Here is a 16,076-nt window from a genome sequence, read left to right as displayed (position 1 = left end):
TTTTTTTTATATCGTCTGGTGCCGGAATTAACGCATCTTGGCCAGGAAACGGCCAACACGCGTAATAGCTTCACGCAGTTCATTTTCAGCCGGCAGGAATACTACACGGAAATGATCCGGTGTCGGCCAGTTAAAGCCTGTACCTTGAACCAGAAGTACTTTCTCTGCGCGTAACAAATCCAGCATCAGTTTTTCATCGTCCTGAATTGGATACACATTCGGATCCAGTTTCGGGAAGCAGTACATTGCACCTTCAGGCTTGACGCAAGATACCCCGGGGATCTCGTTCAGCATTTCCCAGGCAATGTTGCGCTGTTCATATAAACGCCCACCTGGACGAATCAGGTCGTTAATGGACTGATAACCGCCCAGCGCAGTCTGAATCGCATATTGTGCCTGATGATTGGCGCACAGGCGCATCGACGCCAGCATATCCAGACCTTCGATATAATCTGCTGCACGAGACTTGTCACCAGTGATTGCCATCCAGCCCGAACGGTAACCGGCAATACGATACGCTTTAGACAAGCCGTTAAATGATACGCAAAGTTGATTACCTGCCAAGGCAGCCACAGCAACATGCTCGATCCCATCGTAGACAATTTTGTCATAGATTTCGTCAGCAAATAAAATCAGGTCATATTTCTTGGCCAAGTCGACGATTTGTTGCAAGACATGACGTGGGTAAACCGAACCAGTCGGGTTATTCGGGTTAATAATCACAATGCCGCGGGTATTCGGCGTGATTTTGCTTTCCATGTCGGCAATATCTGGATACCAGTGATTTTCTTCATCACATTTATAGTGAATCGCTGTACCACCAGACAGATTCACTGCTGCCGTCCAGAGCGGATAATCTGGCATCGGAATCAGCATTTCATCGCCATCATCCAGAAGGCCTTGCATGGCCATTACGATCAGTTCCGATACCCCATTACCGACATAGACGTCATTGACGTGCATATCCAGAATACTTTTTTGCTGGTAATACTGGCAGATGGCCTTACGCGCCGGGAAAATCCCTTTGGAATCGGTATAGCCAATCGCATTTGGCAGGTTTAAAGCTACATCATTGATAATTTCTTGCGGCGCTTCAAAGCCGAATGGGGCAGGGTTACCAATATTTAATTTAATGATTTTATGGCCAGCTTCTTCCATCTCTATGGCCGCTCGTAACACAGGTCCGCGAATGTCGTAGCAAACATGATCAAGCTTGGATGATTTCTTGATTTCGCGAGGGGATTGGATAGTGTTCGGCATTTTGATGTTCTCGGATGGAGTGGAGGTCACTTTTGCATAACGATATAAATAACTTTTAAATGTCTCAGTTGTGACTAGATCGAGATGGTGATCATCGCGGAGTAGTGCAACAATTTTCTCATGCGTAAATCCAAGCTGTTGATACTGTTTGATCACAGGCAGCAGATTTTTAAAAATTACGCTCTTCTTTTGCGACATTTTTTAATCCTGAGAAAATTTAAAACTAAGGATATCACTAAATTTGCTCACATAGAATCATTTAATACATAAATTGCTTACTTATATATTTTGCATTTGCTTACTTTTTGCTTTTATGGGCATTATTATCTTTTGTAAAATATTGAATAAAGACTAGAATTTTTAAAATGAATCACGTAAATATAGGATTATCCTATTTTAAATAGCAAGATAAAAAGGTGCGTAAGCATGGGAAAACTCAATAAAACAGACCGTGAGTGGCAAAGAGAGTTATCACCTGAGGAGTTTCGCATTACCCGCGAGAAAGGCACAGAGCCGGCATTTACCGGAAAATACTGGAATACCAAGCAAGATGGAACCTATGTTTGCCGTTGCTGTGGCACCCCCCTGTTCTCATCAGAGACCAAGTATGACAGCGGCTGTGGCTGGCCAAGCTTCTACCGTCCTATCAGCAATTCAGTAGTAGAAGAATTACCTGATACTTCACATGGAATGGTCAGAACCGAAATTGTTTGTCATCATTGTGACGCACATTTAGGGCATGTTTTTCCTGATGGTCCGGAACCGACAGGCTTGCGTTATTGTGTTAACTCGGCTTCTCTAGATCTAGAAACACAAGAAAAAAATGATGAGGAAACCTATCCATGACTAACATTTATCAGTTTGAAGCTGAATTGTTAAATGGCAAAAGCAAGGCGCTTGCGGATTATGAAGGCAAGGTACTTTTGATTGTCAATACAGCGAGTAAGTGTGGTTTTACCCCCCAGTTTTCAGGATTGGAAAAACTCTACGAAAAATATAAAGATCAAGGTCTGGAAATTTTAGGCTTTCCATGTAACCAGTTTGGTGGTCAAGATCCTGGTTCTAATGAACAGATTGGTGAATTTTGTCAGAAAAATTACGGCGTATCTTTCCCGATGTTTTCCAAGGTGGACGTCAAAGGCCCTGAGGCACATGCTATTTTTCGCTATTTAACCAACAATTCCAAAGGTATTTTAGGCAATGGGATCAAATGGAATTTTACCAAGTTCCTGATCGGACGTGATGGCAAGGTATTGAACCGTTTTGCTCCGACCACCAAGCCTGAAGATCTTGAAGATGAAATTGCAAAAGTATTGTAATCATTAGCGTCATCTTCTCAGTATGAGATAAAAATAGAGCTCATCTGATTTCAATTTAAAAAACCCACTTTAAACCAGTGGGTTTTTTAGTTTTGATCAAAACTTAGAGAATGGCTTTCAGGCGTCGAATAACCTCTTCACATTGCGCCAGATCGGCTACGAGTGCCAGACGTACATGATGCTCACCCGGATTACCCTGTTCGGTATCGCGAGATAAATAGCGACCCGGAAGAACTTTAATATGTGCTTCTTCCATCAGGCGTTTGGCAAAGGCTTCATCGTTGTCAACTTTTAACCAGTAGTAGAAGCCGGCATCCGGTTTTTTGAGCGGCAATAAATGTCCGAGTTCCTGTTGAAATAAATCAAACTTGGCACGGTATTGCACCCGGTTTTCTTCCACATGCGCTTCATCATCCCAGGCAGCAATCGACGCCAGTTGATGTTGTACCGGCATCGCTGCACCGTGATAAGTACGATATTGCAAATAAGGTTTTAACAGGCTGGCATCACCAGCAACAAAACCTGAACGCATGCCCGGGAGGTTAGAACGTTTAGACAGTGAATGGAACACTACACAGTTTTTATAGTCATCCCGGCCGATTTCTGCACAAACTTCCAGTAAACCTACAGGTGCCTCATCAAACCACAGTTCCGAATAGCATTCGTCTGAAGCAATCACAAAGTTGTATTGATCCGACAGGGCAATCAGTTTTTTAAACTGTTCTTTGGATAATACTGCTCCGGTTGGATTGCCCGGGGTGCAAACAAATAGCAGTGCAGTTTTTTCCCAGACTTCTGCCGGAACAGCATCAAAATCACCAAGGTAATTGTTCTCCTCAGTACAGTTGATGAAATAAGGTTTGGCACCTGCGAGCAGTGTTGCACCTTCATAAATCTGGTAAAACGGATTCGGCATGACCACATAAGGTGCCTCTTCACGATTCACCAAAGCCTGTACAAACGAGAAAATCGCTTCACGCGTACCGGAAACAGGCAGGATATTGCTGTCTGCACTGATGCTATTTAGCTGAAAACGGCGCGTCAGCCATTGGGCGATACTTTCACGTAGCTCCGGCAAGCCTTTGCTGTTTGGATACGTCGACAAATGCTTGAAATTATCAATAATGGCTTGTTTCACAAACTCCGGTGCAGGATGCTTTGGTTCGCCAATCGACAGGGGAATTAATGGCATATTAGCAGGCTGGATATCCGCAAAAAGCTGATTTAACTTTTCAAACGGATAAGGATGCAGTAGAGACAAGCTAGAGTTCATGAATGTGTTACCGAGCAAAATGTTAGTGTTGGCCGCTGACCTGATGTGAAGCCTCATCCAGGGCAGCTTTGAGCGCAGCTGCAAATTCCTGAGACTCCGTTGGGGTCATTGGTATACCATTCTTTTTGGTGACAAAGAATATATCTTCGGCACGTTCGCCAAGTGTGGCAATTTTGGCAGAGTGGATATCCAGGCCTTGCATCATAAATAAACCACCGATTTTGGCAAGTAAACCAGGGTGATCGAGGGTGGCAATTTCAACCATATTTTGATTCAAGGCAGGATTGATACTGATATCGACTGTATTTTCAATATCAAAATGACGTAATTGACGTGGGATTCGGCGCTGCATCAAGCCCGGATATTCATCTGAATGACTTAAGGCATCTTTTAGGGCTTCAATGACTGTGGCTTCGCGTTCCGGATCGGTCAATAAGGTACCAAAACGGTCGAGTACCACATAGGTATCCAGACTGAAGGCTTTGGTGGCAGTAATAATTCGAGCATCTTGTACATCCAGATTCATACGATCCAGAATAGCTACCGTGGTGGCAAACAGGTTGGGTTGATCCTGCGTATAAATAAAGATCTGTACCGCATCCTGGGCGTAATTACGATGTGCCCGCATCAGCACCAGCGGGGCAGGATTGTCGCCGTGCTGTAAAATGGCACGGGTATGCCAGGCAATTTCATCTGCTGTTTCTTTGAGGAAATAGTCATCACCAAGTTCCTGCCAGACTTTTTCGACCTCATCCAGTGAGAAGTCCTGAACCAGAAGTTCACTGGCTGCAAATTTGGTATCTTCAATCAGCATTTGATAATCAACCGGACGGCCCAGACCAGAACGGATTACGTCACGTGCCTGAGTATATAGTTGACGCATTAACGAGGCGCGCCAGGTATTCCACAGCTTCGGATTGGTGGCATTAATATCGGCTACCGTCAGGGTGTATAAATAATCCAGATGCTCCATGTCGCCCATTTTTTCGGCGAACTCCTTGACCACATCCGGATCGGAAATATCTTTTTTCTGGGCGGTGACAGACATTACCAGATGATTCTGGATCAGCCAGGCCACCAGGTTACTTTCGCGTTCGGTAAAGCCGTGACTACGGCAGAACTTGATCGCATCGCTGGCGCCGAGTTCACTGTGATCACCACCGCGACCTTTGGCAATATCATGAAAAATTGCTGCCAGATAAACGATGTCACGACGGGTCAGACGCTGGAATACTGAACTGACCACCGTGAATTCTTTGGCAAATTCAGGTTCTTTAAAGCGGTTTAAATTGCGTAGTAACAATAAAGTATGCGCATCGACCGTATAGATGTGGAACAGATCGTATTGCATCAGTCCCATAATCTGACCAAAGGCTGGAATATAATTTCCGAGCACACCGTAACGCTTCATGGCGACCATGGTGTCGTACAGCCGATGCGGTGAGCGGATAATTGCCATGAACAGCGCCTGATGCACCGGATTATCACGAAAATCATGATCAATGCGTTTTCCAGCCAAGGTTAGCAGGCGTAAGGTACGCGCACGTATGCCTTCGATCTCGGGACGGTTGGCCAACAGATAGAAAATTTCCAGAATTGCGCTGGGGTTTTCCGAGAAAATCTTGTGATGCTGGACAGCCAGTTTGCCATCGACCAGTTTGAAATTTTCATTAATTTCTTCAATCTGGCGTTCATATTGCGGCAAACGCGGGGTAATCACCGATTCGTTGAAATAAGCCAGCAACATTTCGTTCAGTGTCGACACCTGCTGTGCAGTGCGATAATAACGCTTCATGAACTGTTCGATAGGATAATTTGGGTGATGGCCTTCTTCACGCACATAGCCGAACTTGGCTGCAATATCACGCTGATAATCAAATAATAAGCGGTTTTCATCGCGCTTGGTCAAGCGGTGCAGATGATGGCGGATTTCCCAGAGGAAACTTTCGGCTTCCTCAAGTACACCGAGTTCAAATTCTGAAATAAAACCGAGATGTACCAGATCATAAATCCGGTTGACGCGAAAATGCCGTTTGGCAATCCAGCCAATCTGGTTAATGTCACGGATACCACCTGGCGCATTTTTAATATCCGGTTCCAGATTGCTTTCAGTATTGTTGTGCTGAGCATAACGCTTGTGCTGCTCATCCATCTTGGCATCAAAAAAGGTTTTGTCGGTCCATGTACGTGACACGATGCGACGTGGCCATTTGCATAGATTTTCATTGCCAGTAATCAGGCGTGCTTCGATGAGGGTGGTAGCTACACTCAAATCACTACTGGCCTGATTGACACATTCATTGATGGTACGGACACTGATGCCTGGTTTGAAATTCCCAACATCCCATAGCGATGAAATAAATATAGAAATCAGCTGTTCCTGTTCTGGGCTAATCTCATCTTCTGACAAGATCATGATATCGACATCAGAATAAGGCAGCATTTCACGGCGGCCATAGCCCCCGACAGCAAACAGAGCCAAATCAGTTTGATCCAGTTCGGCATGCTGCCAAAGAAACTGCAGGGCTTCATCGATCAGGTTGGAGCGTGCCAGAATAATATCTCGAATCGACTGCCCATTTTCAAAACTTTCCTGAAGCTGATTTTCGACATCACTGCGCCATTGATTGATGGCTTTAATGTCATGGTTGCTTTTAGCGTAATTCAGCAGTGGATGGGTGTTGATCATGTACAGTCGTCCGTTGGTATTTCAGTTTAGTTCTGGTTGACACTAACCTGGCTTGCTGCCTGTAGTGCCAGTTCACGTGCCTGTTCGATAGTTTCTGCACGTGCAGTGGCGACACCCATGCGGCGACGTTTAAAGCCTTCCGGTTTGCCAAACAGGCGCAAATCAGTGTTGCCGTCTGCTAAAGCAAGATCCAGGCCAGAAAAGGAAAGATTGCGTCCATCGACTCCGGCATAAATCACCGCGCTGGCAGCTGTACTATGTCGTGCAGTATTCACCGGCAAGCCTAAGATAGCACGTGCATGCAGTTCAAATTCACTTTGGAATTGTGAAGCTAAAGTCACCAGTCCGGTATCGTGCGGACGAGGGGAAACCTCACTAAACCATACCTTGTCACCTTTTACAAAGAGTTCCACACCAAAGATTCCGCAACCACCGAGTGCTGCAGTAACCTTGTTGGCAATACGTTTGGACTCTTCCAGCGCGGCCGGAGTCATCGGCTGAGGTTGCCAGCTTTCCACATAGTCGCCCGAGTCCTGACGATGTCCGATTGGATCGCAGTAAGACGTTTCGATTTCGCCAGTTGCCGGATTTTTGGCACGAACAGTCAATAAGGTAATTTCAAAATCAAAGTCAATCTGTGATTCTACAATGACGGTGCCCTGATTGACCCGACCTCCAGTTTGTGCATATTCCCAAGCCGCATCGACTTCATCAAAGCAGGTGACACGAGACTGGCCTTTACCTGAAGATGACATCACTGGTTTCACAAAATTTGGATAGCCGACATCGTCGCAGGCTGCACGGAAAGACTCTAGACTGTCGGCAAACCGGTAATCTGAAGTGGGCAGACCAAGTTCTTCTGCAGCCAGACGACGAATGCCTTCACGGTTCATGGTCAGATTAACGGCTTTGGCAGAAGGAATGACCGTAGCAATGTTCTGGGCTTCAATCTCAAGCAGAACTTCGGTTGCAATGGCTTCAATTTCAGGCACGATTAAATGTGGCTGGATTTGATTGATGAGTTGTTTAAGTTCTACAGCATCTGCCATATTCAAGGTATAGGAATAATGCGCAACCTGCATGGCAGGGGCATGATCATAACGGTCAGCAGCATGAACTTCGACTCCAAGACGTTGCAGGGAAATCACCACTTCCTTGCCCAGTTCACCAGAACCCAATAATAGAACTTTGTAGGCAGAAGATTGAAGTGGAGTACCAATAGTCACGCTCATGTGTGTCATCCATGCTTGATTTTATGGACTTTTAGCATAGCAGAACTGAGCCGGCAGTTAAGCCAAGATTCATATAAAATTGTGATATTACCTAACAATTTTATTTATAAAGTTTTCTAATATTATCCGGGCTTGAAATTGAGGTATTGGTGAGTGACTCAACTGGTTTTGCTAAAGGATAAATCCGGCTTGGTGGATTTAACTTTTCCATGTCCACAAGATGCGCTGGACTTAGAGCGAATAGATGTAGTAGTTTTCGAGTTTGTGCTCGTCTATAAGAATAAAATGCCAACATCGGTAATCCGACCAAAATCGATGCTAACAATAAACCCCAGAAGCTAAAGAGAGTTGCCTCCTGCACGGCACGTTCAAAACTTGTGCTAACCAGAAAGAAAAAGCCCGTCAGCAAAATCAGGGAAAGAGCTATAATTTTGATTAAATTAGGAATGATCCGATGCATCCAGCTCCAGCGACTAAAAATGATGGTGCTGGGATGTAAATGTAAAACTTGCTGAGTGTGATTCAACATGGCTATGATTTTATTCTGGCCATTTTTCTGTATATAAACCATACGGACTTGATCCGCTGGCTGCACATGTACTTCCACAAAATGTCCGGTAAAGTTTTGAGCATTGATAAAACATTTAAAATACTGTCCCAGTACTTCATGTCGATGGAATAAGGTTAACATTTCATCGCGCCGATGATGAATAAAGATTTTTCCTTCAATCATCTGTTTGACTTCAAACATGCGCATCCTTCCTTGTTTTTATTGTTATATAAAAAAAGACCTATACTATGAGTTTAGCATAAGCCTTTGTCTTGATTGATTAATCATTTAAACCTTAAAAAGGCATAGGTACATAGGTATACACCAGACCATAGGTCAGCGCTGCAGTCAGGGTCGCCATAACGATCCGTTTAAACTTGAAGTACAAAGCAATAAGCACAATAAAGCCGACCAGCATCGCAAAACTTTTATTCGGTGTTTCTAATAAAGGCGGCAGGGTGGCAACCACCAACATGGAGCTGATCGCAGCAATACCGATTGAGCCCAAAGCAATTTTTAGCCACAATGCTCCACGTTTTTGCGAACCTTGCTGAAATTTCTGAATCACAAAAAAAGGTCCGAAACGGGAAGCGAAATTGGCAATGCCGACTATAATTCCCACCAGAATAATCTCTAGATTCATGCTTGATCTCCTGCGTGTTCAGGGTCTGGCTGTTTCAGAATATAGTGCTTGAACAGGCCGGCAAAAATACCCGAACTAATCCCGATAAAAATCGCGGCAGACAAGTCGATAAAGTAACAGGCAATCGCAGACACCAGAATTGTGACGGCTACTACAAAAGTATGTTTCTTTTCAAAGGCTGCCAACAAGAAACTCAGGAATAGTGCAGGTAACAGGAAGTCTAGTGCAGCCTGCAAGAACTGTGGCAAGTTGCTGACCTGATCGGCAAACAATCCACCGAGGAAAGATCCGAGAGCCCAGGACATCCAGCTAAACAGGCTTAAACCCAGCATCCATGATTCCGACCACTCTTGACGCCGTTGCGAGAGCTTGATCATGCCAGAGGCAAAGACTTCATCGGTCAGACCCCAAGACCAGATTGCTGTTTTCTTTAAATTGAGCCGGTCTTGAATCAGGTTTTGCAGCGCCGGACCATAGAGCAGATGGCGAATATCTAAAGCTATTACCGTTAATGCCGTCATCCAGATAGATGTTCCACTGCCTAAAAGAGCGACCACCAAAAACTGGCTGGCACCTGCATACATTGAGCAGGACAGGAACAAGGCTTCCCAGGCGGTAAAGCCAAACTGGGTGGCTGAAACACCAAACGCAAACGACACCGGTAAATAAGTGAAGATAATTGCTTGGCTATCTTTTGCACCTTGCCAGAAGCCAGCAGGTTGGGTAGCGAGTTGATTCGGTTCAGACACGACACACCTTGAAGAAGAGTGGAACGATGGGTCAAATGGAGATTGTGTATTCTACGTGAATTTAATAGCATAGGCCGAAATGTTTAAATTGGCGAGCCTGATATGTGGATGTTCAAGACACGCGCAATGCTGACTGCTGCTTTAGTAGGCACGGCAATGTTATTACAAGCGTGTGGGAATGACAGTCAATCGACTGATAAGCCAGAAATTAAACCGGCACCTAAACTGAGCAATGATGCGACGACTTATGCCAAGGCTGCCTGGCAGCTGATCAATGAAGTGGACCCACTGGTTTATGATAAAGAAGTGGATCAACTGGAAAGTCAGGTACGTCAACCGGTACGTAAACTGAGTACAGAGTGGCGTATTAATGTCAAAATGACAGATTCGGTGACTGAAGGGAAATATGCCCTGTGCCGTAAGGCCTTGACCAGTCTCGATATCTGGGCGCGCACTATCATCGAAAATGGTAATGGCCTGTCACAAAAACAGGCAGATTATGAACGGGATAAATTGCAATGCCAGAATGCGATTGCCAATCCTGCACTGGGAAATACTGATCCTAAACAGAAGGGTACAGCGATTGCCAATATGCAATAAATCCCTATTTGTTCAAATTTGCCCAAAAAAGCCAGTCATTCAGCCTGGCTTTTTAGCAAAATAAACTCTAAAAATAGGGCATCCACACTTGTTCTAATAAAAGCCGAATACATCACAGATCAGGAGTGTGCTGCCAATCATGTATTGTATCAGCGTGCGTGTAAACATGGCCGATCTCCTCAAAGATTTAAAGTATGTTCAACGCTTTCAGATAACGATAATTTACTGCTTCTCATTTTGTGCCTGCTGTACCTGCATGGATATTATTGATAGAAGTTTGATGAGGCTTACTTATAATAAATAATAAATTGCCATGGTCTTGCTATTGATATGAAGTTCTAGCACATTTATAGGCATCATAAGGCAATGCAGGCGGGAGATAGCTCATCGTCAGGTTTCTTTGCGTAAAATAAAGCTGGGTTAATTTTCATAAGATTTAAGATACGCTTTAATTAAACCTTTATATATGCGAATAATTATTATTGTTAATGCGTGTTGATATTGTGCGCTGACAGCAAGGTGGTTATATGTATGTCCCCTCTTTTAAAAGCAATAAAAAAGCCCCAAGAAAGGGCTTTTTTAAACAGTAAATACTTAAACGTTAAAACGGAAGTGTAAAACGTCACCATCCTGAACGATGTAAGTTTTACCTTCTAGACGCCATTTACCGGCTTCTTTCGCTCCAGCTTCGCCGTTGTACTGCACGAAATCATCATAAGCGATACATTCTGCACGGATAAAGCCTTTTTCAAAGTCGGTATGAATCACACCAGCTGCCTGTGGTGCAGTTGCGCCAACTTTCACGGTCCAGGCGCGAACTTCTTGCACGCCAGCGGTGAAATAAGTTTGTAGGCCAAGCAGTGAATAACCTGCACGAATGACCACGTTTAAACCCGGCTCTTCCATACCCATCGCTTCCAGGAATTCAGCACGGTCTTCATCTTCAAGCAATGAAATTTCAGCTTCAATCTGGTTGCAAAGTGGAACTACAATCGCATTTTCTTCAGCAGCTAATTTTCTTACTGCATCTAAATGCGGGTTGTTTTCAAAACCGTCTTCAGCAACATTGGCAATATACATGGTTGGTTTAAGCGTCATTAAACCAAAACCACGTACCAGCTTGCGTTCGTCATCATCCAAATTCGCTGCGCGTGCCGGTTTACCTTCATTCAGTAAAGGCAGGATCTTTTCCAGCACTGCTTTAGTGGCAATCGCTTCTTTGTCGCCACCTTTGGCAGATTTGGTTAAACGGGTAACAGCTTTCTCAACAGTGTCCAGATCTGCAAGCGCAAGTTCGGTATTGATCGTTGCGATGTCATCTAGTGGATCAATACGACCATTCACATGAATGACGTTTTCATCTTCAAAACAGCGCACAACATGAGCAATCGCATCAGTTTCGCGAATATTTGCCAGGAACTGGTTGCCTAAGCCTTCGCCTTTAGATGCGCCTGCGACCAGACCAGCAATATCTACAAATTCCATAGTAGTTGGAATAATACGTTGCGGTTTAACAATTTCTGCCAATTTGTCTAAACGTGGATCAGGAACAGGCACAATCCCGGTGTTTGGTTCGATCGTACAGAAAGGGAAGTTTTCTGCAGCAATAGCAGCTTTGGTTAAGGCATTGAAAAGTGTAGATTTACCAACGTTCGGCAAGCCGACAATACCGCAATTAAAACCCATGAAATAACTCACAAAAGCGTTATATAAAAATTGCCCCCGATTTTACATGAAAGCACGGCTAAAGTCAGGTCATGCGCTTGCGGTTTATTGCAATCAAATACTTCTGGCTGCCTGATATGGGCTGTCAGGCTTAGCAGAATTTGTCATGAGTCCGTTAAATATGGAGATATAATCACCCAGTATTTTACTTTTGAATAAAAATCACATTGTTTTTCTAAAATTGAGTGACTAAAGTATCTGAATAAAACAGTGGCTTACATATGCCCTAATCCAATAATCATAAACATGGAGTATACATGCGAACTTTATACCAGTTTCCGTTATCTCACTTTTGCGAAAAAGCACGTTGGATGCTGGACCATAAAGAGCTGAATTATGTTGCTCACAATCTGATTCCCGGAGTACATCGCGCTTTTGCCCGCTTGAAAACCGGTCAGAATCGTCTGCCTATTTTGCGCGATCAGGACCGCTGGGTCGCAGATTCCACCCAGATTGCTTTATATCTGGATGATACTTATCCAGAGCACCGCTTATTGTATGCAGAAGGACATTTTCGAAATAAAGCTTTAGAAATTAATGAAATTACGCTGGAATTAGGCCGTCATGTCCGCCGCTGGATGCTCTCTCAAGCGCTGACTTCTGATCATGAGTCTCTGGATATCTTAATTGGGGAGCAGGGCTATCTGCGCCAGTTTGAAAAATTTTCCAAACCTTTATTGAAAGCAATGGTCGCCAAGGGTTATGCCTTGAATGAAGAAACCGTAGCAGAATCCAAACAGCATATTGAGGTGGCTGTACAGCAACTGAACCAGATGCTGGTCAGTCAAGGTGGGCACTATTTTGTCGGAAATCGTTTAGGTCTGGCAGATATTGCGGTTTGTTCCATGTTGGCACCGCTTTTGGCGATTCCAGGTACACCGTGGGAAAAGGAGAATTTTGAAAGCTTGTCTGAAGAATATCGTGACTATCAGCAGTACTTGAATCAGCTGCCACTAGGTGAATATATTTGCCGTACTTACCGAGCTGAACGTAATGCACGGGTAGACTGGCGTGGTGTATAGGTTTAATGCTACTTTCAAAATTAAAAAATGCGCATGAAATGTGCTTTTTAAGGCGATGATTAATTGAAAGGATTATTCTGAGAAAATTTCTCAGGAAGCAAACAGAATTAAAGCCAGATAAGATTTACCCAGTCAAAGTCATTTAAAATAGTGAAAATCCCTTCGATCATGCTCGCATATCCAGATTGCCACAGATAGCAAAACCACGCATGATTTTTCACCTGCCCATCCGCCAACTCAATCGATAATAGCCACATTGACAATAACCACCGAAATTATAATTATCGATTGTATTGATAATCTTAAATCGCTGAAAAATTTAGATGATTATCTATTTTAAGCCTCTTTGTGTGAATCTATTTTCATATGCTTGAAAGATGCCAGTTGAGTCAGGCGAATGATAGTAGGATCTGCGAAGCTATTATAATAGCGTCTACAATTTGAAAAATATTTTCAGAATATTAAATTTTTGTGAAAAATAAATAATTGTTGTATAACAGAGAAAGTGCAAAAATTTCTGCATTTACTGTTTATTGATATATAGAGTACAAAAATGGAACTGGATCGTTTCGATAAACATATTCTGGAAATATTGACGCATGAAGATGTCAATTTGAATGAGCTGTCCGAGCGGGTAAATTTATCTGTCAGTTCGGTGCATCGCAGGATCAAACACTTAATAGATCATAATATTATTAGTGGCTTAAAGCGTGAAATCAATTACCAGAAATTGGGTTTCAGCCTGCATGTACTGTTACAGGTATCTTTAAGCAAACATGATAGCGACACTTTTGCCAAATTTCTGGAAGAGCTGGAAAGTATTCCTGAAGTGATTAATGCCTTTTTGGTCACTGGTCAGTCGGCAGATTTTATTGTCGAAGTGGTGGCACGTGATATGGAAAATTATAGTGAAATCCTGCTCAAACGGATTGGGAAAATTGAACATGTGGTTGCGCTGCATTCGAGCTTTGTCATTAAAGAATATAATGTTTTTAACTGTAGCGGATTACTCAATAAGGTTTAATCCCAGATGAGCATGGCAGATAGCAATAAAAAACGCACCCAGGGGTGCGTTTTTTGAATCAGTGATAGTTAAGCATCCAGTTCTGCTAAAACGGCATCTGAGAATTCAACGTTGGTATATACGTTCTGGACATCATCCAAGTCTTCAAGCATATCAATCATTTTCATGATTTTTTTCGCTTGATCGATGTCTGTGATTTCTGCTTTGGTTGAAGGGCTCATCACCACTTCAGCGTTATCGGATTTTAAACCTGCAGCAGTTAGAGCATCTTGAACATCACCGAAAGCTTCAGGTGTGGTAATGACCAGAATTTCATCTTCAGTGACTTCAATATCTTCAGCACCTGCTTCTAATGCCACTTCCATGATTTGATCTTCCAAAGACACATCTTCAAAAGTGATCTCGCCACGTTTAGTGAACAGGAAGGCAACCGAGCCGTTGGTGCCTAGGTTACCGTCAGTTTTAGAGAAGCAATGACGTACGTCAGGTACGGTACGGTTCAAGTTGTCAGTCATGGTTTCAACAATAACCGCAACACCACCTACACCATAACCTTCGTAGGTCACTTCTTTCAGGTCGTCGTTATCTTCGCCACCAGCACCACGTTGAATGGCACGGTTGATCACGTCACGTGTCATATTCACTGATAATGCTTTTTCAACCACAGCACGTAGACGAGGGTTGCTTGCAGTATCTGGACCACCAAGCTTTGCAGCAGTGGTTAATTCACGAATGTATTTGGTAAAAACTTTACCACGACTCGCATCTTGTTTTGCTTTGCGATGCTTAATATTGGCCCACTTGGAATGACCCGCCATGCGAACTATGCTCCTTGTAGATTGGCTGTATGCCTATCAGAATGCCGAAATTCTACCATAAGCGTTTTTTTAAAAAAAAGTGCCTGGATTTGAGATTTCAGGATAAAAACAAAAAAAGTGCAATATTGAGAAAAAATAGAAAGAGGATAGGGAAATTTATAATTCTTTTTGTACATTTATATAGACAGATGGCCAAGGCATAAACAGCAAAATTGCTGTTTATGCCCGTACTTTTCTTTTAAAAAGCTTATTCAGGAATAACGATATCCAGACCAACTTTGTCTTTATAAAGTTGCTTGATCAAAGCCAGGTCATGCGCAAGGTCTGTTGGATAGATCTTGCCCAGAATGCCACCTTGCTTAGTTTTGGAGTTGGCATATAACAGCACGATCGGTACATTGGCAGCCTTGGCAATATGCCAGAAACCGGTGCGAATCGGTTTGCGCGCTTCACCCTGTTTGGCCCGTGTTGCTTCTGGTGCAATCACCAGATTAAACTTTTCATTGTTCTGAAAATGTTCCACCATCTGGGTCACGATATCTTTATTGGCCTTGCGGTCAACTGGAATACCCCCTACAGCTTTTAATAGCGGTTTGAATGGACCTTTAAATAATTCTTTTTTAATTAGGGTGTGAATTTTGAGGTCATAAATCTGGAACAGTGCAATTGACAATACCGCATCCATCATTGAAGTGTGTTCAAATCCAATAATGACCTGTTTGTCTTCAAGCACATCTGGTTCGACATGATATTGCCAACCTGCAAGTTTAAATGCAGATTCGCCAAGGAATTTATTTAGCATAAGTACAGAGAAGTAAAAACCGTATGAAGAGAACTGCATAATTTCATCTTGTTCGATGATACAGTCAATAGGCTTTCCAATAAAATCGGTGAATAATGTAAAAATCTATGATTTATTCATTTTTTTTAAATTAAAAATTAAGAGTTAAAATATATAAGAAAAATCACACTAATATTTTATGAGTATTACTGAATATAAAAAAAGTCTTAAAATGGTGAAAAAATGACTATTCAGAACACATTTTAATTATTAGACTTTTGTCGAAGAAGAGACCCTATACAGGTCTTTTCTATTTTCGTATTCTTTCTACGCTGAGATTGAAAAGTATGACTTACATTGCAGCCTTTATAGTGTCTATGCTGATTTTGGC

At 43.0% G+C, this 16,076-nt stretch carries 15 protein-coding genes; 5 read left to right on the top strand and 10 right to left on the bottom strand.

The window, feature by feature from the left end; translation table 11 throughout:
- Window positions 1–27 precede the first annotated feature (27 nt).
- Window positions 28–1,458 carry a pyridoxal phosphate-dependent aminotransferase gene (locus VXQ11_RS12975; RefSeq protein WP_416706221.1) on the bottom strand — a complete coding sequence of 477 codons (1,431 nt, stop codon included), beginning with the start codon at window positions 1,456–1,458 and terminating at the stop codon, window positions 28–30.
- A 228-nt stretch (window positions 1,459–1,686) separates the two neighbouring features.
- On the opposite strand from VXQ11_RS12975, the gene msrB reads away from it, so the two are divergent.
- On the top strand, window positions 1,687–2,106 hold the full coding sequence (gene msrB / locus VXQ11_RS12970; protein WP_064096653.1) for a peptide-methionine (R)-S-oxide reductase MsrB: 420 nt from the start codon (window positions 1,687–1,689) through the stop codon (window positions 2,104–2,106).
- Window positions 2,103–2,579, top strand: coding sequence for a glutathione peroxidase (locus tag VXQ11_RS12965; RefSeq protein ID WP_064096654.1), 477 nt, complete (start codon window positions 2,103–2,105; stop codon window positions 2,577–2,579). Before msrB ends, VXQ11_RS12965 begins: the two co-directional genes overlap by 4 nt.
- Before the next feature lie 103 nt (window positions 2,580–2,682).
- On the opposite strand, the gene dapC is transcribed toward VXQ11_RS12965, so the two are convergent.
- From dapC to VXQ11_RS12935, 6 genes are all read right to left on the bottom strand, one after another.
- Window positions 2,683–3,852, bottom strand: coding sequence for a succinyldiaminopimelate transaminase (gene dapC, locus VXQ11_RS12960; RefSeq protein WP_416706220.1), 1,170 nt, complete (start codon window positions 3,850–3,852; stop codon window positions 2,683–2,685).
- A 22-nt stretch (window positions 3,853–3,874) separates the two neighbouring features.
- Window positions 3,875–6,541 carry a [protein-PII] uridylyltransferase gene (glnD, locus tag VXQ11_RS12955; protein WP_144725049.1) on the bottom strand — a complete coding sequence of 889 codons (2,667 nt, stop codon included), beginning with the start codon at window positions 6,539–6,541 and terminating at the stop codon, window positions 3,875–3,877.
- A 26-nt stretch (window positions 6,542–6,567) separates the two neighbouring features.
- Window positions 6,568–7,782, bottom strand: a complete 1,215-nt coding sequence (gene purT, locus VXQ11_RS12950; protein ID WP_416706219.1) for a formate-dependent phosphoribosylglycinamide formyltransferase — start codon at window positions 7,780–7,782, stop codon at window positions 6,568–6,570.
- Window positions 7,783–7,873: 91 nt separating this feature from the next.
- Window positions 7,874–8,524, bottom strand: coding sequence for a hypothetical protein (locus VXQ11_RS12945; RefSeq protein ID WP_416706218.1), 651 nt, complete (start codon window positions 8,522–8,524; stop codon window positions 7,874–7,876).
- 94 nt (window positions 8,525–8,618) lie between these two features.
- On the bottom strand, window positions 8,619–8,966 hold the full coding sequence (gene ygaH, locus VXQ11_RS12940) for an L-valine transporter subunit YgaH (protein WP_416706217.1): 348 nt from the start codon (window positions 8,964–8,966) through the stop codon (window positions 8,619–8,621).
- Window positions 8,963–9,715 carry an AzlC family ABC transporter permease gene (locus VXQ11_RS12935; RefSeq protein WP_004278940.1) on the bottom strand — a complete coding sequence of 251 codons (753 nt, stop codon included), beginning with the start codon at window positions 9,713–9,715 and terminating at the stop codon, window positions 8,963–8,965. The genes ygaH and VXQ11_RS12935 overlap by 4 nt, the downstream gene beginning before the upstream one ends.
- 102 nt (window positions 9,716–9,817) lie before the next feature.
- On the opposite strand from VXQ11_RS12935, the gene VXQ11_RS12930 reads away from it, so the two are divergent.
- Window positions 9,818–10,315: a hypothetical protein gene (locus VXQ11_RS12930; RefSeq protein WP_416706216.1), complete on the top strand. Its 498-nt coding sequence runs from the start codon at window positions 9,818–9,820 to the stop codon at window positions 10,313–10,315.
- 594 nt (window positions 10,316–10,909) lie between these two features.
- On the opposite strand, the gene ychF is transcribed toward VXQ11_RS12930, so the two are convergent.
- On the bottom strand, window positions 10,910–12,001 hold the full coding sequence (gene ychF, locus VXQ11_RS12925; protein ID WP_064096662.1) for a redox-regulated ATPase YchF: 1,092 nt from the start codon (window positions 11,999–12,001) through the stop codon (window positions 10,910–10,912).
- A gap of 296 nt (window positions 12,002–12,297) precedes the next feature.
- On the opposite strand from ychF, the gene VXQ11_RS12920 reads away from it, so the two are divergent.
- Entirely contained in the window at window positions 12,298–13,062 is a 765-nt protein-coding gene (locus VXQ11_RS12920) for a glutathione S-transferase family protein (RefSeq protein WP_180180856.1), read from the top strand.
- Window positions 13,063–13,615: 553 nt separating this feature from the next.
- Complete coding sequence (locus tag VXQ11_RS12915; RefSeq protein WP_004645518.1) at window positions 13,616–14,086, top strand: Lrp/AsnC family transcriptional regulator; 471 nt, start codon at window positions 13,616–13,618, stop codon at window positions 14,084–14,086.
- A 68-nt stretch (window positions 14,087–14,154) separates the two neighbouring features.
- Here the strand turns inward: VXQ11_RS12915 and VXQ11_RS12910 are convergent, their stop codons facing one another.
- Both VXQ11_RS12910 and VXQ11_RS12905 read right to left on the bottom strand, forming a co-directional pair.
- A complete protein-coding gene (locus tag VXQ11_RS12910) occupies window positions 14,155–14,904 on the bottom strand; it encodes a YebC/PmpR family DNA-binding transcriptional regulator (RefSeq protein WP_004731522.1) in 750 nt (249 codons plus the stop codon).
- A gap of 247 nt (window positions 14,905–15,151) precedes the next feature.
- The gene (locus VXQ11_RS12905; protein WP_064096678.1) at window positions 15,152–15,706 is read right to left on the bottom strand and encodes a 1-acyl-sn-glycerol-3-phosphate acyltransferase; all 555 of its coding nucleotides are present in this window, start codon (window positions 15,704–15,706) and stop codon (window positions 15,152–15,154) included.
- Window positions 15,707–16,076 lie beyond the last annotated feature (370 nt).

It is taken from the genome of Acinetobacter sp. 197 (genome assembly GCF_048148385.1).
Classification (GTDB): Bacteria; Pseudomonadota; Gammaproteobacteria; order Pseudomonadales; family Moraxellaceae; genus Acinetobacter; species Acinetobacter pecorum.
This window is presented reverse-complemented; position numbering and strand designations above follow the sequence as displayed.